Here is a 25,618-nt window from a genome sequence, read left to right on the forward strand (position 1 = left end):
TCTTCTGAAACATAAAATTTAATTGCCTCGCAGTTGTGGCTTTTGTTGTGATAATCGTGATTTGGAACAGATTGAACCGTTTTCCTCCACGCTACGGTCCAGAGTGGGGAAGCGGTGGAATTTTTGGCCTGAGATACCACAATGGCGTTCTGTACTTTACACTTGCCTTCGAAGCCGAGGCACACTTCATAAGGGAGGATTCTTACAGGATCTACGAATTTGATCTCGTTGGTGACAAACCAACCTCAGGTGGCGACACTTACAACGCCGTAGAGGTCGTTGACGAGTTCATATACTTCGGTGGGTGGATTCATGCCCCTGCCATCTACGAAGGTAAAGGGGATGGAAAAGCCACAATAAGCTTTGTAAACAAATACTCCCACGTGCATGAATACGACACCGAGAATGACTCGGTTCGCTTGGTTTGGAAGGAGTCAATTCATCATCCGCGGGAATGGGCCGGAGAGGTTAGTGACATAATATACAACCCCTACATGGATGAGCTGTTACTGGCAAGGGAGGATGGGCACAAAAACCTTGGCGTGTACGCCTTGGACAGGAGAACTGGAAAAATTAGGTTGCTTAGCCCGGAGCCAAGTGCGAAAGGTGCCCTAGTCCATGACACGGCTTTCTTCGGGATTGGAAACAACTTCACAGAGGGACTTAGGGAAATACACGCCCTTGACTTAGTGACGGGTAGGTGGGAGAAGTTTAGGCTGGGGGAGAGCGTTGATGGAGGCAAGTATGTCCATCCCCATCTTGGGGCGATGGGAGGCGCCTACAACAGGGCATTCGCCTTCGTGAGGGGTGGCATTTTCATTGGCAACCCATTCAATGACGAACCCTTTGACTTTGTGCGCCTCTTCGACTTCTACACCTTCTATGCCCCCTTCAGAACCAATGTCCTGCACACGGGTGGCGGGATTTTAATAGCTTTTAACTCTCATCATGACGCCTTCTACAGGCCTAGAACTCCGGAGGAAGCTGAATTTTCAAGGTTCACGAACACTATAGTCGGGCCGAGCGTCCTAGTTTACATCGCTCCTCCAATGGTCAAGATAGTTGGAACCTTCGGTGCTAGGATTACAAGCTTGGAGAAAGCCATGGGCAAGTTACTTCTAGGAACGAACACGACGCCGAATGTTGGAGCTCTAGATGCCACGCCTTTCGATACGGGGAACAGGGATATAGTTCTTCTGGATGAGAAGATACTGCAAGAAAGGCCCCCGGCCGTCAGCTTCTCGCTTCCACTAGCTTTTCCCTCGAAAGCTATGGAACTCGGCGCCGGGACGTTCGGTGGGATACCGCTCGACGGTTATAAGGAGCCAAGGCTCATCCTCAAGGCATCGAGGGATAACGAGTTGACAATCTATGAGTATGATCTCTCGCTACCGCTCAACTCCGCGGACGAAGAGAAGTTTGACGTCAAGAAGGGAAGAAATGTCATCGACCTGAGCTCCTTTAGTGGCATTGTCTCCTTTAAGCTTGAGGAGCCCGACTTTAAGGGGAATGCCAGAATCGACCTGAGGTGATGGCCGGTGAATAGTAAGAACTTTGACTGGAGGGATTTTAATGGAGCTGCTCGTCGTTAGGGATAGACGAATCGACTATGATGGTTCTGCCATAAGGAGCCACTGGGCCTACAGGAACTTTGGAATACTCGGCAACTCTCTCGTCGTCTTTAGGGGGAGGTGTAATGTTAGGGTCGAGGAGATGATCGACATCGAGGACCTGAGGGCGAAGAAGGAGATAAGAAGCGATGATATGGTGCACTATATCGTTGAAGTCTTCGATGTCCCCAACGTCTTGCTGGCCTCGGCCCTCCAGAAGCTCTTCGTGGCTAGACTCTGTGAGGTTCTGGGTGAATACGGCATCAAGACTTCGAGAAAGGGAGACGACATCTACGTGAATGGGAAGAAGTTGAGCATATCGATAGCAACCGTCTCCCCGGTCAGCATCAAAATTCACATAGGCATCAACGTTGAAGCCAAGGGAATTCCGGAGGGCATTGAAGCTACCGGCCTAAGGGAGCTGGGTATTAACGACGTTGAAGAGTTCATGGAGAGGACAGGGAGGGCGCTCGTGGAGGAGTTCGAAAAGGTGAAGAGGGATAGCCTCAAGGTTAGGTGGGCGGGCTAAAAGGCAAGGAACAGCAAACTTCCCACAAGGGGAACTGCGAGGTTGTCGTCAAGGTAGGGCTGATATTCCGCAATCATCAGGATGCCTGCCCACGCCACTTTTATGATTGTCCCCCCATTGAGGAAGAGAAACGCTATCAGGATAGCCGTCACTAAATAACCAAGGCTTCCCGTCCAGTGCTTTTTCAGCTTGACGTTGAACCCATGTCTTCTGAAGTAATAATGTCTGATTATCCCGGTTACTCCATCGCTTATGGCCATCACGAGGAGTAGCGGCACCGCATATTCCCTGGGCAAGAATGCAACGATAGCGGATGCCGAGAATGCAAAAAACACCTCGCCGTAATTGTGCCTTATCTGGTACCATGAGAATTCTCTTTTCCTTATGTGCGGCCAGAGCTGAAAGACTCCGAAGGAGAATGCCGCGATACTAAAGACCTCTTTTGGTATTAGGCCCAAGTAATACATCAGAATCGCCGGGACGATGCTGAAATGAATAAGCTTTCTGTTCACCCATGCCCATTCTTCTCCAAGATGTCTAGTTAGGCAAATTGCGGCAATTATAAAGGCTGCTGCAGCAATCGCATAGGGGAGCCATGTGTTCATGGGCCTGATCACCTCTCGGATTTGAAAGTAAGGTAAGATTGATATGTTTTTCGCTTGGTGTCTTACTAACTTTAGCCAATTAGCGAAGATAGAAAGGTGGGCACGAGGGTTAATTAAGCTTAAAAGCACCTTCCTCAACTCCCTTAGGGTGAGATTATGGTTCACTGGGCCGACCACATGGCCGAGAAGATTATCAATGAGAGGGGCGATAAGGAAGAGTACATCGTCGAGAGCGGTATAACGCCAAGCGGTTACGTTCACATCGGTAACTTCAGAGAGCTTTTCACCGCCTACATCGTGGGCCACGCCCTCCGCGACAAGGGAAAGAGGGTGAGGCACATCCACATGTGGGACGATTACGACCGCTTCAGGAAGGTTCCCAGGAACGTTCCCCCAGAATGGAAGGAGTACCTTGGCATGCCCGTCAGCGAGGTTCCAGATCCTTGGGGTTGCCACGAGAGCTATGCGGAGCACTTCATGGAGCTCTTTGAGTCTGAGGTCGAGAGGCTTGGTATCGAGGTGGACTTCCTGAGGGCGAGTGAGCTCTACAAGAGGGGTGAATACGCCGAGGAGATTAGGATCGCCTTCGAGAAGAGGGATGAGATAAAGGCAGTTCTCGACAAGTACAGGGAGATAGCCAAGCAGCCGCCTCTCCCCGAGGACTGGTGGCCTGCGATGGTATACTGTCCCAAGCACAGGAGAGAGGCGGAGGTAATAGGATGGGACGGTAGCTGGCGCGTCAGGTACAGATGTCCCGAAGGCCACGAGGGCTGGACGGACATAAGGGAGGGCAACGTTAAGCTGAGGTGGCGCGTGGACTGGCCCATGCGCTGGGCTCACTTCGGGGTTGACTTTGAACCAGCTGGAAAGGATCACTTGGCTGCAGGCTCGAGCTATGACACGGGGAAGGAGATAATAAAGACCATCTATGGAATAGAGGCTCCACTAACGCTTATGTATGAATTCGTTGGAATCAAGGGGCAGAAGGGCAAGATGAGCGGGAGCAAGGGAAATGTAATTCTGCTCTCTGACTTGTATGAAATCATGGAGCCTGGTCTCGTAAGATTTCTCTATGCCAAGCATAGACCCAACAAGGAGATCAAGATAGACCTCGGTTTGGGGTTGCTAAACCTCTATGATGAGTTCGACAAAGTGGAGCGCATATATTTCGGTCTCGAGGAGGGGGGTGAAGAGAAGAGAAGGACCTACGAGCTCTCCGTGCCGGAGAAGCCTAGAAGGTTAATAGCACAAGCTCCCTTCAGGTTCTTAGTTGTGCTCGTTCAGATGCCTCACATGGATGAGGAAAGGATAATATCAACACTGATAGACCAGGGGCATATCTCAAAGGCCCTCGAAAGGGAGGACATGGAAAGGATAAGGCTCAGAATACGCTTGGCTAGGAATTGGGTTGAAAAGTATGCCCCGGATGATGTGAAGTTCAAGATACTCGAGGAGCCTCCCGAAGTTGAAGTTCCGGAAGATGTGAGGGAAGCGTTGAACGAGCTCGCTGAGATAATAGGATCCTCGGAGCTAGGCGTTAAAGCTCTTGAAAACGCGATATATGACGTCGCCAGGAAGAGGGGGATCCCGAGTAAGGAGTGGTTTAAGATTCTCTATAGGCTATTCATAGGGAAGGACAAAGGCCCGAGGTTAGCCCCCTTCCTTGCTTCCCTCGATAGGGAGTTCGTTGTAAGAAGGTTGAAAATGGAAGGATAGAAAAGACGGCTAACCGGAAGGAATAAGTTCAAGCTTCAGATCAACAAGCCTGGCATGGACGTAGAGCCCTTCCATTCCTGGCATCGTGAGTGATGCACTTACCTCCACCGGGAACGGTAGCTCCGGAGCGACCACCGTTTCGCCGTTGCCCTGGGCAAGGCTGCCCTGGACCAGCCCGTTCCAAATAACTTTGTACGTATCGAACGTCATTCCCCCTATGACCACCTGATTGCCGGCCTCAACGGTGTAGCCGTTTCCATTCTCGGTTAGGGTAACGTAAGTTAGCACGTCACCGTAGATTCCGCCGTAAAACCCGGTGGGGTAACTCCACACCATGTTGTATTTCCCGAAGTCCTCGCTTATGGCTCCACAGCTCATATCGCCTTCGATGTTGCCGTTTTCATCAATGGAGTAGTGGCAGTTCTCGCCGATTATCTCGACCTTGACGAAGTCCGGACCGTTGATTAGGTCGTAAACTGAGGGAATCCAGAGTGTTCCGGAAGTGTACTCGTCCAGATAGCTGGGCTCAACGTAAACCCTGTACTCGTAGCTCTCTCCGCTTGTCTCAACCTTGGCGTAGAGCAGGTAAACGCTCCTGCCGTTTAGCTCTTCCTCACGGTAGCCCTTGGTGATGACGAGGTGCCTTTCTTTTCCCCCTGAAACCTTGTAGTCGACCTCAAAGGCTGCCTCCTTGACAATGTACTCTCTACCGTTTATGGGTATTGGATTGCTCGCGTCCCATCCGAGCTTCCAGTTGTCGGAGAGCTCCGGCGTTGATGTCTCCGTCTGGGTTCCGGTTTGCGTATCCGTCCCCGTGCTTTCTCCTTGGGACGTGGCCTGCTCTATCCCCACGTTTATCCCCTCGAATTCCTTCGAGAACTTCATGTCTCCAACCTTGAGCCTGGAGTAGTAGCTTTCACCGCCCATCTGGCTGAAGGTCCCCTCACTCTCAACCGGAACCGGCAGTGCTGGGGCTATCTTAGCTTTTCCCTGTCCCCTAACGTTTCCAATCGCCCAGCTCCACTCGACGTTGCTCACCCTGAAGCTCTTTCCGTCAAAGCTCACGCTTTCATCCGGGCTAACCTTGTAGCTGTAGCCGAGGCCCATGAATGAGAAGCTGTACTCGTCTGGCTTGCTCAGGTCGTGATCTTCAATTCCAGCCCAGACGGCCGAGCCAACCATGACCATCCAGCCCTGAAAAGCCGTGCCCGGAATCGCTCCCATAAGGGTGTTTGGGTCACCCTCAGTGTAGGGAAGCTCTGAATACTTTCCTATGGATGCAGGATTGCTCCAGTAGAAGTAGTCTCCACCGTAAGATGCTTCTATAATCGCGGTTGTTCCGGACATCATGGCCCCGAAGTCCGGGAAAGGGGTGAGGAAATAGCTATCGCTGTCCTTGGTTCTTTCCTTTATCAGTATCAGGTACTCAAGCGGGCCTTTCATGTCCGGGTCGTTTATTGGAGTTATCTTCCCGTAGTAGGCGAAGAAGTTGTACTCGCCCAAGTCTTTCTTTCCGTTATCGTCCGCATATATATGGGCTCTCACGTAGCCCCTCTGTTTTATTACCTCGTATGAGCGCTCTCCATCAGGGCTCTTGATGGCGAAGGTGTATCTGATGTAGGTTATGTGGTAACTTTCCCCGTTAATCTGGATAGGGTTGTAGGCGTCCCAGGGGGTTTGCCATGTGACGTAAGGACCTTCACTTTCGGCGTATGTTTGGGTCTGGGTCATGCCATCCGACTCTTTCTTGATGTCTTCTACCGTTTCCTGTTGGCCTCCTCCAATACATCCGCTTATAAGAACTAGTCCCGCCACGAACAGCGTCAACATCAAATTTTTCATATTTTCCCCTCCAAGCCCGCAAGAAACTAAAAGCGGGAGGTATTAATAGAAGGATAGCCTTTGCCATATTAATAGTTTTCTGAAGGTTGCCATAAGTTTCGCTTTTTTAGGTCTTGGCGATATTCGTTGAAGCTGAGCAAAGAGGGAAAAGTTATATAATTCCCTATCCTACCTAGCAAGGGATAATCGATGGGAATTAGCGTTGGAGGTATAAATATTGCCTTCTCTGGGGAGCTTGACGATAGCTTTGAGGAGGCCTTTAGGGGACTCTTTGCGAGGCGTTATCTTCCGGATGTTAGCAAAGCCTCTGGGGATTTTCACGTTCTCATCGAGCGCTTTAAGGGAGAGTCCTTCAGAGTCTTTAGCGCGGTTTACGACCATGAGGGGAAGGATGAATACAAGATAGAATCTGGAGTTCCTTCTCCATATAGCAACGAGGCACCAGTGTTCTTCCTTCTCCAGGCTGTCGCAAGGGCGGGAGCAAAGCTCGGGCGGATATTCATCACGGACTCCGTTGGAATTTTAAAGGAAGACGGCACGGCAATTCTCTTTATTGGCTACCCTCACACAGGGAAGAGCACTATGTCGGTTCTTGCAATGGTTCATGGGCTAACCGTTCTTAGCACGGAGAACACGGTTATTGAGGTTAGAAATGATAAGCTCTACATCGTTAGCGGCACCGAGATTCTTGTCTACGATCCGAGGATAGAAGAAGTTTATGGCGTTAGGGCCCCCTACGATGAGCGGACGAGGAGTGGTTATCGAATAAAAGAAATCAACGACGCTGAAAGAAGAAACGCCCTCAGGAAGGGGGTTGAGATAGATACAATAGTCCTCCTTCATGCGGCCTTCAACTGTGGAAAGGCAAGCTTCTCCCCAATACGCGGAAGAAAAGTTAGGAAAACCCTCTGGTACTTTTCAACCGCCTTGATGAAAGGCCTTGACTATTATGAACCAATGCCGCTTCATGTGCCCATGAACAACGAGATAACTCAAAACTTGAAGCTTTTCCTTGAAACGGCGTCCAGGAACTATTCAAATAAGATGTTCGAGGCTTTTGGCAATCACAGGGATGTCTTCGAGATGGCTTTGAGATTAAATCATTTTGGTCTATAGATTATGAAGTAAGAGTAATTTCCAACTTTTTCCGCGACCTCTTGAGCGAAATATAAATTGGCCAATAATTCTACTGCCGTCTTCCCCCAGATGTTGAAACGAACTCTAAAGGAGTCCTTTTCGCTCATAAACTCTATAACAACGGTTTTCTCCTCTCTGTCCGGGATAATCTTGCTTATCCAATACTCCTGACCTACAACCAATCCATCCTTCAGCCTGGGCAATAGCTCCCTTAGGTCCGTGAAGTATATTATGAACTTTCCCTCCGGTTTTAGAACCCTCCTCACTTCTTTGAAGACTTTATTAAGCTCGAGGGGCTCGAAATGAACTAGACTATCTATGAAGAGGACGTAGTCGAAGGTGTTGTCTTCGAATGGAATCTCCCTGGCGTCTCCTTGGATAAACTCGACCTTAGAGGCTCTCTTCCTTGCATACTCCTTTGCCTTCGCTATCATCTCCTCGCTCACGTCGAGGCCTACAACGTCAAACCCATGATCCTCGAGGAGGAAAGAGAAGCCACCAACGCCGCAGGCTAAGTCGAGAACTCTCCCTCTCCTCGGCATGTACTTGATCAAGAGGGGCTCCAACTCTTCGAGTCTCCTTCTGTACTCCTCCGAATGTATGTCCGTGTAGGTGGGGAAGGCCCGGTAGTACTCGGCGAACCCCATGTTAAAAGGATTGATTGCGTTGCATATAAACCCTTCCCTCTTCATCGATGCCTTTATATTTAATCTTGCATGAAATCCAGCTTGGTGGTGTCCATGGAGTTCAACCTGATAATAGCTGGGGTCGGCGGTCAGGGTGGTCTAACGCTATCGCGCATCATCGGAAACGCCGCCATGTTTGAGGATTATCGGGTTAGAATCGGTGAGACACTCGGGATGAGCCAGCGTTACGGTAGCGTGCTAAGCTACCTTCGCTTTGGTGAGCACGTTTACTCACCGCTCATTGAGGAGGGAGAGGCAGACCTCATGCTTGCTCTGGAACCCGTTGAAGCCCTCAGAAATGCCCGCTTTCTCGGCAAGGAGAGCCACGCCATTATAAATGCCTACCCGATACATACCGCCACGACACTCGTCGGAAAGGAGCGCTATCCCGAACTGTCTGAGATAAGGGCCGCGATAGAGAGGATATGCCCCGTGGACATGCTGGATTTTCAGAGGGAGGCCGACAAGATAAACCCGAGGACGTTAGGTGTTGTCATGCTGGGCTACGCCTACGGCAAGGGTCTTATTCCTCTGAAGAAGGATAGTCTGCTAGAAGGGATAAGGCTCACCCTAAGAGAGAAGCTCTGGGAGATCAACTTCAGGGCGCTTGAGCGGGGCATCGAGCTTGCCCGCTGACTACTTGTTGTGTTTTATGAAGAAGGCGTAGAACATGAGTGTGGCTAGGATGTAGAGGGTGGCCGTGGTGTAGAAGGGGTAGCTTAGGGACAGGCCGAAGAGAATGCCCCCTATGTAGTTCCCAGCCCCGCGCATGAACGTCGAGAAAGCCTGCCTTATTCCCGCGGCTGTCGCCTTTTCTTCCGTTGAGAAGAACCCCATCATAAAGGAATCGTTGATTGGCCACACGATGTTCATGAGAATTGACCGGAGCACGTAGATGGCCGCCGCAAGGAGGAAGGTTTTGATTGAGGGGAACACGAGGAAAAGGATGGCGGCCGTGCTCTGAAAGAGCGTTATTACTTTCACTGGACCTATCTTCCTCACGAGCCTTGGAAGCCCAAAGGAGCCCAGGGACATCGTCAGCTGCTGGAGGAAGAAGACACCACTTATGGCAGTGAGGGTTTTGCCGAAGCTGAGCCTGAAGTAGAGGCTCATGTAGGGGATCGTTATCCCCGCCCCAAGACCTATCAGGGCGCTTGGAAGCGAGAACTTCAAGATCTTGACAACCAGCTCCCTGTCCCAGTCTATCTTGGGGTTCTTTACTGGCACGTCTTTGATAATCAAGAGAGCCGGAATGACGAGGGCAAATTGGAGGAGGGCTAATGATACGACAAATCTGTAGGCAAGCTCCTCGCTTAGTCCGAGCCTCCCGATTAGGTAATCGGGCGCGAAGCCCGCTATGAGAACTCCGAAGGCGTTGAACATCGTTCCAAGGCCGAAGCTTATAGAGAAGGCGTGGTGCCTCTGCTCCTCGGAAACCTGCTCGCTCAAGAGGGCTGAGAAGTTTGGCTGCCTAAGTCCCATGTTTGCCCCCACGAGGAAGAAGCCGAGGGCTAAGAGGTACTCGTTGAGGGCAAGCACCTGAAGGAGCCTTCCGCCAAGACCTAAAAGGGCGGCCAGGATGAGGGTTTTCTTATAGCCAAGCCTCAGGGAGAGCTGACCCGCCGTGAGGAAGAACAGCCCGCCGGCCAGCGTCTGGGTCGAGAAGAAGAGTCCCATCTCACCCATATCGTAGCCGAGAACCGTCAAGTAGAAGGGCATTATGAATATTGATAACTGAAGGAACAGCTGGCCGATGGCATTCGCGAAGATGAGCATGAGAGCGTCTTTGGAATACCCTTTCAGCATGTTTGCTATCTAAATCATAGCGTTTATAAGATTATCGAAGTGAATGTTTTACTTGGACTGAGCTATATATTTTTGGGTGGTATCAATGGAGTTCTTCAGGAAGATACAGTTCACGGGTAGGAGCTCCTATATTGTTTCCTTACCAAAGGGATGGATTCAGGAGCATGGCTTGAAGAAGGGCGACTCGGTAATACTCGTTGTGAATCCGGACGGTTCTCTAACGATATTTCCAAGGGGACAGAAGCTGCGGAAGGAAAAGAAGACACTTGAGATATCTAAGGATTTCTCCCCCGACATGGCAATAAGACTGGCAATATCAGCCTATATCCAGGGCTATGACGTTATAGAGCTGAGGTTTCCTCCTGAGATTCCTGAATACAGGATAAACGTCCGGAAGACACTCCAGTCCCTTCCCGGACTTGAGATAATCTCGGAGGAACCGGTTAGGATAATCGCCAAAAGCCTACTTGATGAGAAGGAGATAAGTGTGGAGGAGCTTCTACACAGACTGAGCTCAATACTCCTCGCGATGTTTGAAGACCTTGAGCTTATGAAAAGGTCGAAGAACGAGGAATTAATCAGGGACATAAACGACCTCGAAAACGAGCTTGACAGGTTCTACTTCCTGACTTTAAGGGCCGTCAACAGGCTCTTATCTAGCAGGGCAAGGCTGAGCCCGGAAGAGGGCATAATAAGACGTAACTTCGACCTCCTCGGCGTGCTTTTCATAGTGAGGAATGTAGAGAGGATCGGAGACCACATAACCCGTATAGCTGAGAACTTCGATGAGGACGTTGACGTGGTCTATATGAAGGAGAAGTATGATGAGATGATGATTCAAATAAGGGAGAGGAATCTCCATAAGGTGGACGCCCTCATGTCCGAGCTTAGGGAGAGGGTGGGCCAGATAGACTACAGGAAGTCCATAGCCATGGAGAGCTACCGTAGGATACTCGAGTACATCGAGAACATAGGAGAGACGATAATTAACATGGCGATAAGCTAGCGTTTCCACAAGCCTTTTAACCCTTCGATTTTGGCCTTTATTGGGTGAATCTCATGGTCGCAATTATAGTCCACGGTGGCGCCGGGACTATAAGAAAGGAGGAGCGCATCCCCAAGGTCATCGAGGGTGTTAGAGAGGCAGTTCTCGCAGGGTGGAGGGAGTTAAAGAGAGGTTCAGCTATCGACGCCGTGGAGGAGGCGGTGAAGGTTCTCGAGGACAACCCCGTCTTCAACGCGGGTACTGGGTCAGTTCTGACCCTCGACGGGAAGGTTGAGATGGATGCGGCCATAATGCGCGGCAAAACCCTGGAAGCTGGAGCTATTGCCGGAATATGGGGCGTCAAGAATCCAATAAGCGTGGCGAGGAAAGTCATGGAGAAGACAGATCATGTCCTGCTCATAGGAGAAGGTGCTGTAAAGTTCGCCCGTCTCATGGGCTTTCCCGAGTATGACCCGACTACTGAAGAGCGGAAGAAACAGTGGGGGGAGCTGAGGAAGAAGCTCATCGAGACAGGTGAAGTTAAGCACTGGAAGAAGCTGAGCGAGCTCATAAAGGAGTACCCGGAGGTCTTGAGGAGCACCGTTGGAGCGGTAGCCTTCGACGGCGAGGAAGTTGTGGCCGGTACCTCCACGGGCGGTGTCTTCCTAAAGATGTTCGGCCGCGTGGGTGACACGCCAATAATCGGAGGCGGGACTTATGCCAACGAAGTGGCTGGAGCTTCGTGCACGGGTCTCGGCGAGGTCGCCATAAGGCTCGCTCTCGCGAAGACTGCTACGGACTTCGTTCGCCTCGGTATGGATGCCCAAGCTGCAAGCGAAGCGGCAATAAGTTTGGCCACGAGATACTTCGGGCCCGACACTATGGGTATAATCATGGTGGATGCCAAGAGCAACGTGGGCTTTGCGAAGAACACGAGGCATATGAGCGTGGCCTATATGAAAGAGGGTATGGATGAGCCCTACGCGGGTGTCTGAATGGAGGGGAAGATTTGGCTCCTTCACACCTCAACTTTCTTCTTCTTCCTTGGCATCTCGATAGTTAATCCTCTCATCTCTCCCCTCGCCATCAGCCTAGGTGCTTCTCCCTTAATAGTCGGGAGCATCGCCGCGGTGGCTTCCATTGTTGCCCTCCTCTTCAAGCCCTTGGGTGGTATGCTTGGGGATAGGGGGCTTCAGTTCCACATGATGGCCCTTGGTGCCATTCTCGGTGCTCTCGCTGGCGGTCTGTACATCGGAGCTACCCTCCTTGGTAGCCTCCTACTCTTCGCCATTGGCAGGGCAATCCATGGGTTCGGAATGGCCCTCTTCTTCCCGTCCTCCCTATCCACGGCCATAGACCTTGCCCCAGAGGGTAGGGTCGGGGAGACGCTTGGCTGGAGGGGTATGATGTTCTCCCTAGGCAACCTGATAGGACCGGCCCTTGGGGGCTTCATTGCCGATGCTAGGGGCTTTATAGCGGCCTTCGTCCTCACGGTCGGTCTCTCACTCCTCGCCGCTCTCTTCGTTCTGGCTACATACTCAAAGATTGGAAAGAGGCTGAAGAAGCATGGAGATAAGGGCGGGGCCTCCTACAGGGAGCTCCTAAGGGTGAGCTTCATAGCGGCATCAACGTCTCTCTTCTTCATGTCCCTCGCCTACGGTGGACTTATGACCTTCCTTCCGGCCCTTTACAAGTCCCTTGGCCTCGGGACGAGCGCTTTTGGTCTCTATGCCAGCGTCATGGGAGGTGCTAGCCTACTGACAAGGGTATTCGGGGGAAGGGAGGCTGACAGGAGGGGCCCCCTGCCGGTAGCGACCGTCGGACTCATCGGCCTCATTTTTGCCTACATCTTCCTGGTACTTTACATTGAGCCACCCCTATCTTACGTTAGCGCCGCCCTCTTGGGCGCGAGCTTCGGCCTGGCGGTTCCTTCCCTTCAGATGATGGCCCTTGCCCGCCTTCCACAAAGGATAAGGTCCTTGGGCTCCGGCGTATACACGATGTTCTTTGACCTCGGATACCTAACTGGGCCAGTGCTCCTTGGGTACGTTGCCCAGCTCTGGGGGTATCGGGCGGTTTTCCCACCTCTACCCGCGATAGTGCTCCTCTCTCTCCTCGCGGCCCAGCTCCCAAGGCTTTTAAAGAAGAAAGTGGAAGCCGAAGGGTGATGGGAATGCTGATAAGAATCTCCTACGGAACCGCGATAGCAATGGGCCTTATCAGGGCAAGGATGCTTGCCCGTCCGACGACCGCCTACCTAATGACTTATTTCCCGGGTCACTGTCGCAACGATTGCGCCTTCTGTCCCCAAGCGAGGTCCAGCAGGGCCAACCTCGAGAAGCTCTCGCGGGTCGTCTGGCCAGTCTTCGAGCTCGAAGAAGTCTTGGAGGTCCTCCCGAAGGGGGGCTTCTCTAGAATATGCCTCCAGACGGTAGATTACCCTGGCCTCGTTGACGACGTCCTCGAACTCCTCGAAGCTCTTCATCCACTCGGCCTTCCAGTGTCCATATCCATAACTCCGGTTTCTAAGGATGTTCTTGAAGCCTTCAGGGAGCTTGGCGTCGACCACGTAGGAATCGGGCTCGACGTCGCCAGTGAGTCCCTTTACGGAAAGATAAAGCGCTCCCTGTACTCATGGAGAGACATGTGGAAGTTTACGGAGGATGTCATCGAGGTCTTGGGAAAGGGGAAGGCTATCGTACACTTAATAGCTGGGCTTGGTGAGACGGACAGGGAGCTTTTGGCGACCATCCAAGGGGCTTACGATATGGGGGCAGAAGTGTCTCTCTTTGCTTTCACCCCGGTGAAGGGAACCGCCCTCGAGAACGGGAAGTCCCCACCACTTAGGCGGTACCGCAGGGTTCAGGTTGCCCTCCACATCATAAGGCTCGGGATTGCGAGGGCCGAAGAATTCCATTACGACGAAGAGGGCAACCTCGTCTCCTTTGGGATTTCGAAGGATGAGCTGAGGGGGGTGCTCGGCCCTTGGGTCTTTGTGACCCATGGATGTCCGGGATGCAACAGGCCTCACTACAATGAAAGACCGGGAAGGGAGCCCTATAACTATCCGGACGTTTATTGGGTCAGGATAGATTTTGAGAGAATAATTAAGGAGCTTGGTATCCTGTGACTTTTATTGGCATTAGGTTCTTACGCTAAACTTCCGAAACCCTTTTATGTTGAACAATATCAATATTAAGTTGCAAAACATTTCAGGGGGAACTTGGCATGGAGTTCAAACCCTATGTGCCGCCTGAAAAATCCCTGCCCGAATTCACAATTAAGGCTCTGGTACTGGGCCTCCTGTTGTCAGTGATCATGGGCGCAGCAAACGCCTATCTCGGTATGTACGCCGGTATGACCGTCAGCGCCAGTATCCCTGCGGCGGTTATCTCGATGGCAATTCTCCTCGCCTTCAAGGACAGGAACATCCTTGAAAACAACATGGTTCAGACTGCAGCGTCGGCCGGTGAGGCCCTTGCGGCGGGCGTGATATTCACCCTGCCTGCACTGATAGTTCTTGAGGTCTACACGGAGTTTCCCTACTATCTCGTGACGATAATTGCGGCCCTTGGTGGTTCCCTCGGTGCGCTGTTCACGGTAGTTCTGAGGAGGGCCTTCATAGTCGAGGAGAAGCTCCCCTATCCTGAAGGAACGGCCTGTGCGGAAGTTCTTATAGCAGGTGACAGGGGAGGGGCTCATGCTAAGCCGATATTCATCGGTGGCATAATAGGTGCCGCCTACAAGTTTCTTGGAAGCACAGGTCTCTGGGCTGGCACCATTGAGGCTGCAAAGATGGTTGGCAGGAGGGTCCTCTACATAGGAAGCGACCTCTCGGCGGCCCTCGTTAGCGTCGGCTACATCGTTGGTCTTAACATAGCCTTTCTGGTCTTCCTCGGCGGTGCCATAGCGTGGTTTATAGCGATTCCGATATACGCTGCCAAGATGACAGGTCTCGAGGGTAGTGCCCTCGATATCGCATGGACAATATGGAGCACGAAGATAAGGTATATGGGCGTCGGTGCGATGATCGTCGGTGGTCTGTGGAGCTTGGTCAAGCTTAGGAGCCAGATAGCGAGGGGAATAAGGTCGGGCCTTGAGGCGGCGAGGAGGAGGCAGGCTGGCGAAAGCGTTCTCAGGACAGAGGAGGACTTACCGCTGAACTACGTGCTCATGCTGATAGGCGCCTTCGTTATCCCGCTGTTCCTCTTATACCTGCACATCCTTGATTCCATCGGCATGGCGTTCGTGATGGCAATCCTGATGCTCATCCTTGGCTTCTTCGGCAGCGCGATAGCCGGCTACTTGGCCGGTATCGTCGGCTCATCCAACAACCCGGTGTCGGGAATCACAATCATGAGCCTCCTCTTCACGGCCCTCATACTTAAGGGGCTCGGCCTCAGCGGGACGGAGGGAATGGTCGCTACAATACTCGTGGCTGCCGTGGTCTGTACGGCCGCGGCCATAGCGGGCGACACCATGCAAGACCTCGCCACGGGTTATCTCGTAGGCGCAACGCCCAGGCGGCAGCAGATATTTGAGGTCCTTGGAACCTTCGCGGCTGCCCTTATCATGGCCCCTGTGCTCAACCTCCTAATCAAGGCCTACGGAATAGCGGGCACACCAACGGCCAAGGAGAATCCGCTCCCGGCTCCACAGGCGTTCCTCATGGCTAAGGTCACGGAGGGTGTCTTTATGGGAACACTTGAGTGGGCAATGGTCTACATTGGAGCAGGTATAGCAATCGTCCTCATAATACTTGACGAGTTCCTCAGGCTGAAGGGCTCGAAGTTCAGAACACCCGTCATGCCTGTCGCCGTCGGAATATATCTGCCCCTCAGCCTCGGCGTTCCGATATTCATCGGTGGCATACTTAGGTGGCTCGTGGATAGGGCCAGGGGCGGCGGCGAGAAGCCTACCGACGCCGGTGTCCTTGGAGCGGCGGGAATAATCGCCGGTGAAGCAATAATGGGCATAATCTTCGCCGCTCTGATTGTGGGCAACATGGCGCCCTCCGTCGGCTTCAGCAGCAACATCCTCGGTCTCCTCCTCCTGGCAGCCATAGCCGGCTGGCTCTATTACACGGGCAGGAAGGGCGTTGAGTGAGCTTTTTCCTCTCTTTTCTTTTGGTGATGCAGATGAAAGACTATCTGCCCTTGATCCCGGTCAGGAATCCGAAGGTCGAACTGAAGAGGGTTGAGGGGAAGTTTTGCCTCATGATTCCCATGGACTCTCCCTTCGACTTCCTCGCGAGGATGCTCCATGGAGACTACCGCCGCCTAGAGCTCGATGAGGTCGGCGCCTACGTCTGGCAGCTCTGCGACGGGAGGAGGAACGTCGAGGAGATTGGGAGGAAGCTCAGGGAGAAGTTTGGAGATGAAGTAGAGCCCCTCTACGAGAGGCTTGTAACCTTCCTCCTCCAGCTGGCCAAGAGGGGGCTGATTACATTTAAGGAACCTGAGTAATGAAGTTATGGGGGTGGGCCTCGTGGAAATTCTTGATAAGGTTGTCCGGGAGATAGAGAACCTCAAGGGGGATATGGTCAGAACACTCGTTGAGCTGATAAAGATCCCAGCCATAAGCCCGGATTACGGCTACGAGGGCGAGTACGACAAGGCTCAGAAGCTTTTGGAGATAATCAAGGACTGGCCCTTCGATAAGGTTGAAGTCTATAACGCCCCCGACGAGCGGGCAAAGAATGGCGTAAGGCCTAACATCCTGGCATACTACTACGGCGAAAACCCCGAAGGGCCGAGACTCTGGATTCTAACTCATCTAGATGTCGTTCCTCCAGGAGATATCGGCAAGTGGGAAAGTGATCCTTTCAAGCCCGTTATCAAGGATGGGAAGGTGTACGGAAGGGGGAGCGAGGATAACGGGCAGAGCATCGTCGCTTCGCTCTACGCCGTAAAGGCCATGATGAACCTCGGGATAAGGCCGAAGAGAACAGTTATCCTGGCTTTCGTTAGTGACGAGGAAACCGGGAGTAAATACGGCATTGATTGGCTAATGAAAGAGCATCCAGAGCTCTTCAAGAAGGACGACCTAGTCCTCGTTCCGGACGGCGGGAACGGGGATGGAACATTCATAGAGGTCGCGGAGAAGAGCATTCTGTGGTTCCGTGTTAAGGTAAGGGGCAAACAGGTCCATGCGAGCATGCCCAACAAAGGTTTAAACGCCCACCGCGTTGCCCTCGACTACGCCTACCACCTTGACAAGCTCCTCCACGAAAAATACGGGGACAGAGACGAGCTCTTTGAGCCAGCAGAGAGCACCTTCGAGCCGACGATGGTTAAGGGTCCTGCGGATTCCCCTAACATCGCTCCGGGTGAGCACGAGGTTGTCTTTGACTGCCGCGTCCTTCCCAAATATAGGTTATATGATATTCTAGCCGATGCCAAGAAGCTTGCCAAAGAAGTCGAGGCGAGGTACAGAAAGGAACTCGATGGAGAACTTCTACCAAAGATAGAAATCGAGGTCCTTCAGAGGCTCGATGCCCCAGCGCCAACCGATCCAGACAGCGAAATCGTAAGGCTCCTCCAGGAGGTCCTGAGGAGGCTCCGCGGAAAGGAAGCTAAGGTCGGTGGAATCGGGGGCGGAACTTTTGCGGCTTTCTTCAGAAAGCTCGGCATACCGGCAGTCGTATGGGCGACGCTCGATGAGACGGCCCATCAGCCCAACGAGTACGCCAAGATAGACAACATGGTCGAGGATGCGAAGGTTATGGCGGCCTTGGCGTTGCTTTGAGCGAAACCCTTTTCTTCCCCTCTTCCCTAATTCAACCATGCGGTCCCCCCGATGGAAGGACGGAAGACTTGGCCTGCCCATAATGGAAGCCGTTAGGCTATTTCCTGAGCTTGGTAGATACCTCGACGAGAGAGGAAGGCTTGATTTCTCAAATCGGGAGGCGCGCATCCTTTATAACAAAGCGGTGGCTAAGGCCCTCTTCGGCCTCGACATCGAGTATCATCCCCGGGGCCTTGTGACCCCTCCAATCTCGCGCTACATCTTCCTGAAGATATTCCTACGGGGTGGCGAGAAGGTTCTGGAAATCGGCACTGGCCACACGGCGATGATGGCGTTGATGGCAGAGAAGCTCTTCAACTGCATCGTTACCGCCACGGAGCTCGACGACGAGTTCTTCGCCTACGCTAAGCTCAACGTGGAAAGGAACAACGCGAAGGTGAGACTCATAAAGAGCAACGGCGGGATAATCAGGGGCGTCGTGCCTCCAGAAACCTTTGACGTAATATTCTCTGCCCCTCCCTACTATGAGAGACATGTAAGGGGCGTCCTCACGGAGAGGGAAGCCGTTGGTGGCGGGAGGTTCGGGGAAGCATTCTCCATTAAACTCTTGGAGGAAGCTGTGGACTACCTGAGGCCGGGAGGTAAGGTGGCCCTATTTCTCCCAGATAAGGGCCCGCTAATAGAGGCGGTGAAAGAGAAGGGAAAGGAGTTGGGCTATGAGATAAGGGATATCAGATTTAAGGTAGGAACGAGGTGGAGGCATGCCCTCATAGGGACTCGGGCCGTGGGCGTTTCCTCACCGCTCGGTGGAGGTGCTCTCTCTTCATCGTCCCTCGATTAGGTCCTTACAGCTCTCGCAGACCCACATCTCCCTGCCTTCATATATGACCTTAAAGAGGGCCCCGTACTGACCGCAGAACTCGCACATTCCGTAAACTTCGGTGTCCGGTGTGTACTCTTCTTCCTCATTGTTCTGAGATGCAATTGCCGAGAGGAGGTCTGTAGCGGTAACGAACCCTATGGGCTTTCCAAACTTCGTAACGAGGATCCTCCTGACGCCCTTTTCTATCATGACCTCTATGGCTTCTTGAACATCATAGTCATACTCTATCTTAACGGGGGTCTTTGTCATTATCTCCTCTACCTTGATGGCCTTCGGATCTTTGCCCTTCGCGACGACCTTGTCTAGAATGTCCCTCTCCGTAACTATCCCGAGTATCTCATCCCCCTTCATGACAACGGCGCTGCCGACTTTGTTTCTCGAGAGAACCCTCGCAACCTTGTGGACCGTGTCGTCTGGACGAACGACCACAGCTTTCCTCTTGACGATCTGCTCCACTAGTATCTTTGTCGCCATGCCTATCCCTCCGCTCAGAACGTGATGGGAGGAGTAATTTAAAAACATTTTGGGACGGCAAAGTTTAATAGCACCTCTTCTAAAGCTCCTCCCGGTGATGATGTGAGGAGAGGTCCCGTTTTCCTTGGAAGGTCCTACGTTTACTGGTGCGAGAGGTGCAACGTCCCGCTCATCCAGGAAAGATGCGACGTTCACGGGGAGGAGGGTGTCTTCAGGATAGAGGTCACACCCCCGGGGGATTTGAGGTTCGCCTTTGAGAGAGACCTAGCGTTGATTCGGAGGGTCTTCTTGGAGCACTATGGGGTCGATGTTGGGGAGCTATTTGAGGGGAAGATCGTTCTCCTGAACAAGATTCCGGGGGAAGATGATGCCTATGAAATAATCTTCGACGGCTTCATATTTGGTATCATAAAGTTCGATCCAAAGGAGCTGAGATGGAAGCCGGGACTCAAGCTTGAAGGTGCTAAGCTGCTTTGGGAGCGCTTCGGGAAGGAAATGAGAAAGTGGGTGATAATCGATGAGGGTGCTATAGAGCCCGTCAGGAACGGAGCCAACGTCCTTCCCATTGGCATCCTCGAGGCCGAGGAGAGCATAAAGGTGGGGGATGAGGTTATAATAGTTGGGGGCAACGAGGTCGTAGGTGTTGGGATAGCCAAGAAGGATTACGCCCAGCTAATGGCCGGCGAGAAGGGGACCGGAATAAAGGTTAAGAGGAAGGTCGGCGGGGGCGGGAGGTGTCTCAGCGGCAGAAGAGCTTCCATCGAAGACGTTATCAAGGCGAACCTCTCTGGAATAGAGGAGAAGGTAAAGGAAGCCAGGGAGTTCATGCGTAGGATCGCCGAGAGGTTCGGGCTTCCGGTGGCGGTGGCCTTCTCGGGCGGGAAGGATAGCCTTGCCGTTCTAGGTCTCGCTCTCGAGGAGTTTGGAAAAGGCTTCGCCGTTTTCTTCAACAACACGGGCATAGAGTTTCCAGAAACCATCGAGTACGTTGATGAGATCCGGAGGGAGCTGGAGCCGAGAGGAATAAGGTTTGTCGTGGCGGACGCGGGTGACGCCTTCTGGAGGGCACTGCACGTCTTCTCGCCGCCGGGTATGGACTACAGGTGGTGCTGCAAGGTAACGAAGCTTGGTCCCATAACGCTTGCCATAAAGGAGCACTTTCCCCAGGGCGTCCTCATGTTCGTGGGCCAGAGGAAGTACGAAAGTTTCAAGAGGTTTAAGCAGGGTCGCGTCTGGAGGAACAAATGGGTTCCCAACGAAATCGGGGCGTCACCGATATTCCACTGGAACGCCCTTGAGGTATGGCTCTACATCTTCAGCCGAGGCCTCAAGTTCAACCAGCTCTACAAGAAGGGCCTCGACAGGATAGGATGCTTCCTCTGCCCGAGCCAGTCCTTGGCCGAGATGCACAGGCTGAGGGAGGAGAAGCCCGAGCTATGGGCGAAATGGGAACGGGAACTGGAGAGGTGGAGGAGGCGCTTTAACCTTCCGAGGGAGTGGATAACCTACGGCTTCTGGAGATGGAGGAGACTTGGTGGGAGGGAGAAAAAGCTTGCTGAAGCACTTGGTCTTGACATCCCGGCGGAACGCTTCTGGGAGCCCGTGAGGGCCGAGATACGGGAGGAGGAAGGAAGATTCGTCGTCAGGTTCAACACCGTGATAAACGAGGGGCGGATACTAGAGGTCGCGCCAATCTTGGGGGAGGTCTTCGAGGGAGGGAGGCTCATAAGGGCCGGTTCCGTCGAGCTCTATCCCGGAACGAACGTTGCAATTGCCCCGACACACGAGGAGGCCGTCCGGACATATTATCTTGTGAAAAGGGCCTACGAGTGCGTTGGGTGTGGTGTGTGCGTCGGGAAGTGCCCTACAGGGGCCATAGGGATAGATCCTAGGCGTAAAAAGATACTCGTGGATCCGGGGCTTTGCACCCACTGCGGGGAGTGTATGGAGGTTTGCCCGCTCCTCAAGATAAAGAACCCTGAGGAGGGGAGCCAACTCTAAGCTTCCAAAAAATCTACCTATTTTTTGTCAAATTGTTAAAATAATGCCAATTCTAATGTCTAAATTTGACCAAAAATCAAAATTTTTTGCACAAATGGCATAAACATCTTCCGCGTAAGGGAAATTCGGTGATCATGGTGAACGCAGTCCGGTTGATATCCAGGGATGTGGCCCAACCAATAGACATCCAGACGAGGGTGCTCCATTACATGACGGCCTTTTTCCTTGAGCGGGGTTTCAGATGGCTCCTCCCAGTCATGCTGAGCCCCATAACGGACCCCCTGTGGCCTGACCCTGCGGGGGAGGGAATAGAGCCCCTCGAGGTCACCGTTTACGGGGTAAGGATGCGCCTGATGCATAGCATGATACTTCACAAGCAGCTTGCTATCGCCATGGGCCTCAAGAGGTTCTTCGTCCTCTCTCCAAACGTGAGAATAGAGGGTCGCTCGAAGGACGATGGGAGACACGCCTATGAGTTCACTCAGCTCGACTTCGAGATTGAGGGGGCGAGCATGAAGGACATCATGCGGCTTGTCGAAGAGCTCGTATCAGGTCTCTTCAGGGAGGCTGAGGAATGGACTGGCAGGGAGCTACCGAGGGCGAAGCGGTTTGAGATATTTGAATACGAGGAGATCCTCGAGGAGTTTGGAAGCGAAGAGGAGGCCAGCAAAGCTATGGAGGAACCCTTCTGGATCGTGAACATACCGAGGGAGTTCTACGACAGGGAAGTAAATGGATACTGGAGGAACTATGACCTATACCTTCCCGGCGGCTACGGGGAGGTGATGAGCGGCGGTGAGAGGGAGTGGGAGTACGGGAAGATCATCAGGAAGATTAGGGATGCTGGGCTCAGCGAGGAGGCCTTTAGGCCGTACCTAGAGATAGCGAGGGCTGGAAAGCTGAGACCGAGTGCAGGAGCCGGTATAGGCGTTGAGAGGCTCGTCCGCTTTATAGTCGGGGCGAAGCACATCGCCGAAGTTCAACCCTTCCCTCGAGTGCCTGGAATACCAGCCGTCATTTGAGGAAAGGCTTAAAAGGACTTTTTCTCAACCTTTCGGAAGGGAAGTCATGAGGGCGTTCCCGGCTTATCTTGCAAGCTGGCAGGACATAGAGGAATGGGCCAAGGCTGGAGCCTGGAAGGTTCTCGAAAGCGGTTGGATGCCGGACGTTATAGTGGGCCTCGCGAGGGGCGGCTGGATTGCAGCAAGGCTCTACTGCGACTATCTCGGCGTCAAGGACCTCGTGAGCATAAAGGTCGAGCACTGGGGAGTAACGGCCACGCCGGACGGCAGAGCGAGGCTTAAATACGGTGCCCAGTACGACTTCGAGGGGAAAAGGGTCCTCGTCGTCGATGACATCACGGACACGGGCGAGAGCTTGAGCCTCGCGTACGAATATGTAAAAACCAGAAATCCGGGGGAGATAAGAACGGCGACGCTCCTTAACATAAAGGGCTCCAAGTTTGTCCCCGACTACTACGCGAAGGACATTGAATGGGCCTGGATAATCTTCCCATGGAACTTCGTCGAGGACATGATAAATCTCACCAGTAATCTCTTTGAGGAGAAGGAGAAGCTCACCACCGACGAGATAATAGCTCTCTTCAAGGAGCTCCATGGTATCGAGGTTCCGAGGGAGAGGCTCGAGGAAGCCCTCAAGATGGCAGAGAAGAGGAACATTTTTAAGTTCAAGGACGGTTTCTGGGTCAAGGTGTAGCTCGTGGACAAGAAGAAAGCCGTCGAGGAAATAAAGTCTCATAGCAACTATTCCCGCACAATCTATGAGATGCACGAAGATGCCATAAACGAGACCCTCGACAGCTATGAGGCCCTTAAGGAGAGCTACCTCGACGACCATCCGAGGGCTCGTTTAATTAGAATAGTCTTTAGCGATGACAACGGCCTGCCCCTTGCAATGGAGTTCAATAGGAAAGATGACAGCTTCAAGGGCTTCACGATAGCCATTGGCAAGCCTTACGTTAGGCGGGATGATATCTAAAAAGGCCAAAAATTGGGAATCATGTGAAGAATTGGAAAAATTATTCAGACCTCTCACAGAGCTCGAGGAGAACTCCCGTAACGCTCTTCGGGTGCACGAAGGCTATCTTGGCGCCCCCTGCCCCTATCCTTGGTTTTTCATCTATGAGTCTGTACCCCTTCCTCTTCAGCTCCTCAAGCTTAGCCTCTATGTCCTCGACCCCGATGGCTAAGTGGTGGATACCCTCACCACGCTTCTCTATGAACTTTGCTATGGGGGAGTCCTCGCTCGTTGCCTCAAGGAGCTCTATTCTGCTCTCTCCAACCCTTATGACGGCCACCCTGACCTTCTGGTCGGGGACTTCCTCGACTTCCTCAACCTTGAAACCAAGACCCTCCCAAACCTTTATGGATTCATCCAAATTCTTGACGGCTATACCAACGTGGTCAATCTTCTTGAACATTCATACCACCTCCAAAAGGGTTCTCGTGATAAGATCCGCTGCCGAGTAAGGATCGGTTTCCCTCCTAACGACACTCTCAACGACCTTGGAGAGTTCTCCCCTCTTAATTGCGTCCTCAACCCTTCTCGCGATCCACCCCGAGACTATAGTCTTTATCTCCTCCTCGGCTCTGAGTCTCCTTTTCTCCTCTATTTTCCCGGACGTCTTCATGAACTCCATATGCCTTTTAATGGCCTCCCAGAGCTCTCCTATACCCTTCCCTGTCGTCGCTACCGTCTCGACGATGGGGGGCCTCCAGCCTCTTTCCCTCCATTTGTCGGCCTCCAGGTCGAGAGTTAGCTCGAGCTCAAAAATTGTTGCTTCAGTCCCCTCCCTGTCGGCCTTGTTGACGACGAATATGTCTGCTATCTCCATGAGGCCGGCTTTTATGGCCTGCACATCATCGCCAAGACCCGGAACGGTTACGAGGACAACGGTGTCGGCCGTCTTGACGATATCGACCTCGATCTGGCCAACACCAACGGTCTCCACGAATATGACATCGCATCCGTAGGCGTCAAGCACCTTTATGGCGTCTCCCGTGGCCTTGGCTAGGCCCCCTAGGGAGCCGCGAGTGGCCATGCTCCTTATGAAGACTCCTGGATCGGTGGAGTGCCTCTGCATCCTTATCCTGTCCCCGAGCAGGGCCCCGCCCGTAAAGGGGGATGTCGGATCAACGGCTATGACCCCGACGACTAGGCCTTCCTTTCTGGCCTCCTTGATGAGCTTGTCGAGAAGCGTTGACTTTCCGGCGCCCGGAGGGCCCGTCACGCCCACTATGTAGGCATTGCCGGTCATCGGGTATATCTTCCTGATTATCTCCTTCGCCTTCTCCTCGTCGTTCTCGACAAGGGTTATAAGCCGGGCAACGGCTCTTTTGTCCCCTTTCTTCATCCGCTCTATGAGGTCGTCTATCATGCCGAACCCCTGGAGGAATTATCCAGACCTAATATAAAGGTTAGGCTCCTCTAAACTTCTTGAGCTTCGGGACGTTTTCGTCTATGAAGCTGATTATCTTTTCAAGCGGGGTTCCCGGGCCGAAGACCTCGGCGACTCCCATCTTCTTAAGCTCTTCAGCATCATCAGGCGGGATTATACCTCCGGCCACAACTAGAATGTCTTTGTTGGGCTTCAAGCCCTTTTCCTCCAGGAGCTTCAGTATCTTCGGGATGAGAACCATGTGGGCCCCTGAGAGTATGCTTATGCCGAGGACGTCTGCGTCCTCTTGTACTACGGCCTCCGCTATCTGCTCGGGCGTCTGCCGTATTCCCGTGTATATAACTTCAAAACCCGCATCGCGTAAGGCCCTCGCCACGACCTTTGCTCCCCTGTCGTGACCGTCAAGCCCGGGCTTGGCGATGAGAACCCTAACATTCGACCTCTCGACCATGAGCACCACCAAAATTTTGTTCACTAAAAATAGTATTTAAACGTTGCCAAACGTCAAGAATTTGGATAATTTATCCTTGGAAAAGGGCTAAAAGGCAGCCCCTTGAATCGGCCTTCATGAAGGTCTATCACCTTTTCAGCGGAGGCAAGGATTCGTCGCTGGCAGCTTGGATACTAAGTCGGCTTGGCTACGAAGTTAAGCTTGTGACCGTGACCTTCGGTGTTCTTGATGCGTGGAAGTATGCGAGAGAGACCGCGGAGAGTCTCGGCTTTGATCATGAGGTCATGGAACTCCCCAGAGGAATGCTCGAAAGGGCCGCCGCCATGTGCATCGAGGATGGCAGGCCGGGAAGAGCAATCCAGTTCCTCCATGAAAGGGCTCTAGAAACTCTGGCCGCCAGAAGGGGTGTAGAGAGAATCAGCGACGGCACGAGAAGAGATGATAGAGTTCCCTTCCTCGATCTGCCGAAAGCCCGCTCCCTCGAAGATAGATTCAACGTCGCCTACATAAGGCCCCTCCTCGGTCTCGGCCACAGGACGATAAGGGAGCTCGTTGAGAAATTATTCCTCGTTGAGATCCGGGAAAGCGAAGAGATTAAAAAGTCGGACTACGAGGTCGAACTCAGACACATCCTCAGGGAGCTTGGTCATGATCCAGCCCGGATATTTCCCAAGCGGCACTTGCAGTCGAGGGTGCTGGGATGGAGATGATGACCTCGGCAGGTTGCT

The 25,618-nt window shown here is 52.7% G+C and carries 26 protein-coding genes; 18 read left to right on the forward strand and 8 right to left on the reverse strand.

The window, feature by feature from the left end:
- Window positions 1–53: 53 nt before the first annotated feature.
- Both PYCH_RS08205 and PYCH_RS08210 read left to right on the forward strand, forming a co-directional pair.
- Window positions 54–1,532 (forward strand): DUF2139 domain-containing protein, encoded by a 1,479-nt coding sequence (locus PYCH_RS08205; RefSeq protein ID WP_148236282.1) that lies wholly within the window; start codon window positions 54–56, stop codon window positions 1,530–1,532.
- Window positions 1,533–1,572: 40 nt separating this feature from the next.
- Window positions 1,573–2,139: a DUF366 family protein gene (locus tag PYCH_RS08210; RefSeq protein ID WP_013906392.1), complete on the forward strand. Its 567-nt coding sequence runs from the start codon at window positions 1,573–1,575 to the stop codon at window positions 2,137–2,139.
- Here PYCH_RS08210 and PYCH_RS08215 read toward each other — a convergent pair.
- Complete coding sequence (locus tag PYCH_RS08215; protein ID WP_013906393.1) at window positions 2,136–2,744, reverse strand: diacylglycerol/polyprenol kinase family protein; 609 nt, start codon at window positions 2,742–2,744, stop codon at window positions 2,136–2,138. The genes PYCH_RS08210 and PYCH_RS08215 overlap by 4 nt on opposite strands.
- Before the next feature lie 156 nt (window positions 2,745–2,900).
- On the opposite strand from PYCH_RS08215, the gene lysS reads away from it, so the two are divergent.
- The gene (gene lysS / locus PYCH_RS08220) at window positions 2,901–4,460 is read left to right on the forward strand and encodes a lysine--tRNA ligase (RefSeq protein ID WP_013906394.1); all 1,560 of its coding nucleotides are present in this window, start codon (window positions 2,901–2,903) and stop codon (window positions 4,458–4,460) included.
- 9 nt (window positions 4,461–4,469) lie between these two features.
- Here lysS and PYCH_RS08225 read toward each other — a convergent pair whose 3' ends face one another.
- Window positions 4,470–6,302 (reverse strand): hypothetical protein, encoded by a 1,833-nt coding sequence (locus PYCH_RS08225; RefSeq protein ID WP_013906395.1) that lies wholly within the window; start codon window positions 6,300–6,302, stop codon window positions 4,470–4,472.
- 189 nt (window positions 6,303–6,491) lie between these two features.
- Here PYCH_RS08225 and PYCH_RS08230 point away from each other — a divergent pair, with 189 nt between their 5' ends.
- Entirely contained in the window at window positions 6,492–7,418 is a 927-nt protein-coding gene (locus tag PYCH_RS08230) for a hypothetical protein (protein ID WP_013906396.1), read from the forward strand.
- Here PYCH_RS08230 and PYCH_RS08235 read toward each other — a convergent pair.
- Complete coding sequence (locus PYCH_RS08235; RefSeq protein ID WP_048058291.1) at window positions 7,403–8,086, reverse strand: class I SAM-dependent methyltransferase; 684 nt, start codon at window positions 8,084–8,086, stop codon at window positions 7,403–7,405. The genes PYCH_RS08230 and PYCH_RS08235 overlap by 16 nt on opposite strands.
- 93 nt (window positions 8,087–8,179) lie before the next feature.
- Here PYCH_RS08235 and PYCH_RS08240 point away from each other — a divergent pair, with 93 nt between their 5' ends.
- Window positions 8,180–8,761: an indolepyruvate oxidoreductase subunit beta gene (locus PYCH_RS08240; RefSeq protein ID WP_013906398.1), complete on the forward strand. Its 582-nt coding sequence runs from the start codon at window positions 8,180–8,182 to the stop codon at window positions 8,759–8,761.
- Here the strand turns inward: PYCH_RS08240 and PYCH_RS08245 are convergent, their stop codons facing one another.
- Window positions 8,762–9,931, reverse strand: coding sequence for an MFS transporter (locus PYCH_RS08245; RefSeq protein ID WP_013906399.1), 1,170 nt, complete (start codon window positions 9,929–9,931; stop codon window positions 8,762–8,764).
- An 85-nt stretch (window positions 9,932–10,016) separates the two neighbouring features.
- On the opposite strand from PYCH_RS08245, the gene PYCH_RS08250 reads away from it, so the two are divergent.
- The 8 genes from PYCH_RS08250 to PYCH_RS08285 all read left to right on the forward strand — a co-directional run bounded on the left by PYCH_RS08250 (window position 10,017) and on the right by PYCH_RS08285 (window position 18,504).
- Complete coding sequence (locus PYCH_RS08250) at window positions 10,017–10,937, forward strand: phosphate signaling complex PhoU family protein (protein ID WP_013906400.1); 921 nt, start codon at window positions 10,017–10,019, stop codon at window positions 10,935–10,937.
- 53 nt (window positions 10,938–10,990) lie between these two features.
- Complete coding sequence (locus PYCH_RS08255; RefSeq protein WP_013906401.1) at window positions 10,991–11,911, forward strand: isoaspartyl peptidase/L-asparaginase family protein; 921 nt, start codon at window positions 10,991–10,993, stop codon at window positions 11,909–11,911.
- Window positions 11,912–13,084, forward strand: a complete 1,173-nt coding sequence (locus PYCH_RS08260) for an MFS transporter (RefSeq protein WP_048058292.1) — start codon at window positions 11,912–11,914, stop codon at window positions 13,082–13,084.
- A 5-nt stretch (window positions 13,085–13,089) separates the two neighbouring features.
- Window positions 13,090–14,046 (forward strand): radical SAM protein, encoded by a 957-nt coding sequence (locus PYCH_RS08265; RefSeq protein WP_013906403.1) that lies wholly within the window; start codon window positions 13,090–13,092, stop codon window positions 14,044–14,046.
- 98 nt (window positions 14,047–14,144) lie between these two features.
- Window positions 14,145–16,022, forward strand: a complete 1,878-nt coding sequence (locus tag PYCH_RS08270) for an OPT family oligopeptide transporter (protein WP_013906404.1) — start codon at window positions 14,145–14,147, stop codon at window positions 16,020–16,022.
- A gap of 32 nt (window positions 16,023–16,054) precedes the next feature.
- Window positions 16,055–16,381, forward strand: a complete 327-nt coding sequence (locus tag PYCH_RS08275; protein ID WP_013906405.1) for a PqqD family protein — start codon at window positions 16,055–16,057, stop codon at window positions 16,379–16,381.
- A 73-nt stretch (window positions 16,382–16,454) separates the two neighbouring features.
- The gene (locus PYCH_RS08280) at window positions 16,455–17,663 is read left to right on the forward strand and encodes a M20 family metallo-hydrolase (RefSeq protein ID WP_373419038.1); all 1,209 of its coding nucleotides are present in this window, start codon (window positions 16,455–16,457) and stop codon (window positions 17,661–17,663) included.
- A gap of 37 nt (window positions 17,664–17,700) precedes the next feature.
- Entirely contained in the window at window positions 17,701–18,504 is an 804-nt protein-coding gene (locus PYCH_RS08285; RefSeq protein WP_013906407.1) for an RlmF-related methyltransferase, read from the forward strand.
- On the opposite strand, the gene PYCH_RS08290 is transcribed toward PYCH_RS08285, so the two are convergent.
- Window positions 18,487–19,020, reverse strand: a complete 534-nt coding sequence (locus PYCH_RS08290) for a CBS domain-containing protein (protein WP_013906408.1) — start codon at window positions 19,018–19,020, stop codon at window positions 18,487–18,489. The two genes, PYCH_RS08285 and PYCH_RS08290, sit on opposite strands and share 18 nt — an antisense overlap.
- A gap of 102 nt (window positions 19,021–19,122) precedes the next feature.
- Between PYCH_RS08290 and PYCH_RS08295 the strand changes: the two genes are divergently transcribed.
- The 4 genes from PYCH_RS08295 (at window position 19,123) to PYCH_RS08310 (ending at window position 23,019) form a co-directional block, all read left to right on the forward strand.
- Window positions 19,123–21,021 carry a phosphoadenosine phosphosulfate reductase domain-containing protein gene (locus PYCH_RS08295; RefSeq protein WP_013906409.1) on the forward strand — a complete coding sequence of 633 codons (1,899 nt, stop codon included), beginning with the start codon at window positions 19,123–19,125 and terminating at the stop codon, window positions 21,019–21,021.
- A 137-nt stretch (window positions 21,022–21,158) separates the two neighbouring features.
- Window positions 21,159–22,043, forward strand: a complete 885-nt coding sequence (locus PYCH_RS08300; RefSeq protein WP_048058409.1) for an asparagine synthetase A — start codon at window positions 21,159–21,161, stop codon at window positions 22,041–22,043.
- Between the two features lie 46 nt (window positions 22,044–22,089).
- Window positions 22,090–22,737, forward strand: coding sequence for a phosphoribosyltransferase (locus PYCH_RS08305; RefSeq protein WP_013906411.1), 648 nt, complete (start codon window positions 22,090–22,092; stop codon window positions 22,735–22,737).
- A 3-nt stretch (window positions 22,738–22,740) separates the two neighbouring features.
- Complete coding sequence (locus PYCH_RS08310) at window positions 22,741–23,019, forward strand: hypothetical protein (RefSeq protein ID WP_013906412.1); 279 nt, start codon at window positions 22,741–22,743, stop codon at window positions 23,017–23,019.
- A gap of 40 nt (window positions 23,020–23,059) precedes the next feature.
- Here PYCH_RS08310 and mce read toward each other — a convergent pair whose 3' ends face one another.
- Genes mce through PYCH_RS08325 form a run of 3 tightly spaced genes read right to left on the reverse strand, consistent with a single transcriptional unit; the run spans window position 23,060 to window position 24,890 of the window.
- Complete coding sequence (mce, locus tag PYCH_RS08315) at window positions 23,060–23,461, reverse strand: methylmalonyl-CoA epimerase (RefSeq protein WP_013906413.1); 402 nt, start codon at window positions 23,459–23,461, stop codon at window positions 23,060–23,062.
- A complete protein-coding gene (gene meaB, locus PYCH_RS08320) occupies window positions 23,462–24,418 on the reverse strand; it encodes a methylmalonyl Co-A mutase-associated GTPase MeaB (RefSeq protein WP_013906414.1) in 957 nt (318 codons plus the stop codon).
- Window positions 24,419–24,458: 40 nt separating this feature from the next.
- On the reverse strand, window positions 24,459–24,890 hold the full coding sequence (locus PYCH_RS08325) for a cobalamin B12-binding domain-containing protein (protein WP_048058294.1): 432 nt from the start codon (window positions 24,888–24,890) through the stop codon (window positions 24,459–24,461).
- 116 nt (window positions 24,891–25,006) lie between these two features.
- Between PYCH_RS08325 and PYCH_RS08330 the strand changes: the two genes are divergently transcribed.
- A complete protein-coding gene (locus PYCH_RS08330) occupies window positions 25,007–25,600 on the forward strand; it encodes a DUF7411 family protein (protein ID WP_013906415.1) in 594 nt (197 codons plus the stop codon).
- The last annotated feature ends 18 nt before the right edge of the window (window positions 25,601–25,618 follow it).

The organism is Pyrococcus yayanosii CH1 (assembly GCF_000215995.1).
GTDB classification, from domain to species: domain Archaea; phylum Methanobacteriota_B; class Thermococci; order Thermococcales; family Thermococcaceae; genus Pyrococcus; species Pyrococcus yayanosii.

Bases quoted from the DNA above. Each gene is read 5' to 3' on its own strand.
- PYCH_RS08210 (WP_013906392.1), top strand. From the start codon at position 1,573: ATGGAGCTGCTCGTCGTTAGGGATAGACGAATCGACTATGATGGTTCT.
- PYCH_RS08215 (WP_013906393.1), bottom strand. From the start codon at position 2,744: ATGAACACATGGCTCCCCTATGCGATTGCTGCAGCAGCCTTTATAATT.
- lysS (WP_013906394.1), top strand. From the start codon at position 2,901: ATGGTTCACTGGGCCGACCACATGGCCGAGAAGATTATCAATGAGAGG.
- PYCH_RS08225 (WP_013906395.1), bottom strand. From the start codon at position 6,302: ATGAAAAATTTGATGTTGACGCTGTTCGTGGCGGGACTAGTTCTTATA.
- PYCH_RS08230 (WP_013906396.1), top strand. From the start codon at position 6,492: ATGGGAATTAGCGTTGGAGGTATAAATATTGCCTTCTCTGGGGAGCTT.
- PYCH_RS08235 (WP_048058291.1), bottom strand. From the start codon at position 8,086: ATGGGGTTCGCCGAGTACTACCGGGCCTTCCCCACCTACACGGACATA.
- PYCH_RS08240 (WP_013906398.1), top strand. From the start codon at position 8,180: ATGGAGTTCAACCTGATAATAGCTGGGGTCGGCGGTCAGGGTGGTCTA.
- PYCH_RS08245 (WP_013906399.1), bottom strand. From the start codon at position 9,931: ATGCTGAAAGGGTATTCCAAAGACGCTCTCATGCTCATCTTCGCGAAT.
- PYCH_RS08250 (WP_013906400.1), top strand. From the start codon at position 10,017: ATGGAGTTCTTCAGGAAGATACAGTTCACGGGTAGGAGCTCCTATATT.
- PYCH_RS08255 (WP_013906401.1), top strand. From the start codon at position 10,991: ATGGTCGCAATTATAGTCCACGGTGGCGCCGGGACTATAAGAAAGGAG.
- PYCH_RS08260 (WP_048058292.1), top strand. From the start codon at position 11,912: ATGGAGGGGAAGATTTGGCTCCTTCACACCTCAACTTTCTTCTTCTTC.
- PYCH_RS08265 (WP_013906403.1), top strand. From the start codon at position 13,090: ATGCTGATAAGAATCTCCTACGGAACCGCGATAGCAATGGGCCTTATC.
- PYCH_RS08270 (WP_013906404.1), top strand. From the start codon at position 14,145: ATGGAGTTCAAACCCTATGTGCCGCCTGAAAAATCCCTGCCCGAATTC.
- PYCH_RS08275 (WP_013906405.1), top strand. From the start codon at position 16,055: ATGAAAGACTATCTGCCCTTGATCCCGGTCAGGAATCCGAAGGTCGAA.
- PYCH_RS08280 (WP_373419038.1), top strand. From the start codon at position 16,455: ATGGTCAGAACACTCGTTGAGCTGATAAAGATCCCAGCCATAAGCCCG.
- PYCH_RS08285 (WP_013906407.1), top strand. From the start codon at position 17,701: ATGCGGTCCCCCCGATGGAAGGACGGAAGACTTGGCCTGCCCATAATG.
- PYCH_RS08290 (WP_013906408.1), bottom strand. From the start codon at position 19,020: ATGGCGACAAAGATACTAGTGGAGCAGATCGTCAAGAGGAAAGCTGTG.
- PYCH_RS08305 (WP_013906411.1), top strand. From the start codon at position 22,090: ATGAGGGCGTTCCCGGCTTATCTTGCAAGCTGGCAGGACATAGAGGAA.
- mce (WP_013906413.1), bottom strand. From the start codon at position 23,461: ATGTTCAAGAAGATTGACCACGTTGGTATAGCCGTCAAGAATTTGGAT.
- meaB (WP_013906414.1), bottom strand. From the start codon at position 24,418: ATGATAGACGACCTCATAGAGCGGATGAAGAAAGGGGACAAAAGAGCC.
- PYCH_RS08325 (WP_048058294.1), bottom strand. From the start codon at position 24,890: ATGGTCGAGAGGTCGAATGTTAGGGTTCTCATCGCCAAGCCCGGGCTT.
- PYCH_RS08330 (WP_013906415.1), top strand. From the start codon at position 25,007: ATGAAGGTCTATCACCTTTTCAGCGGAGGCAAGGATTCGTCGCTGGCA.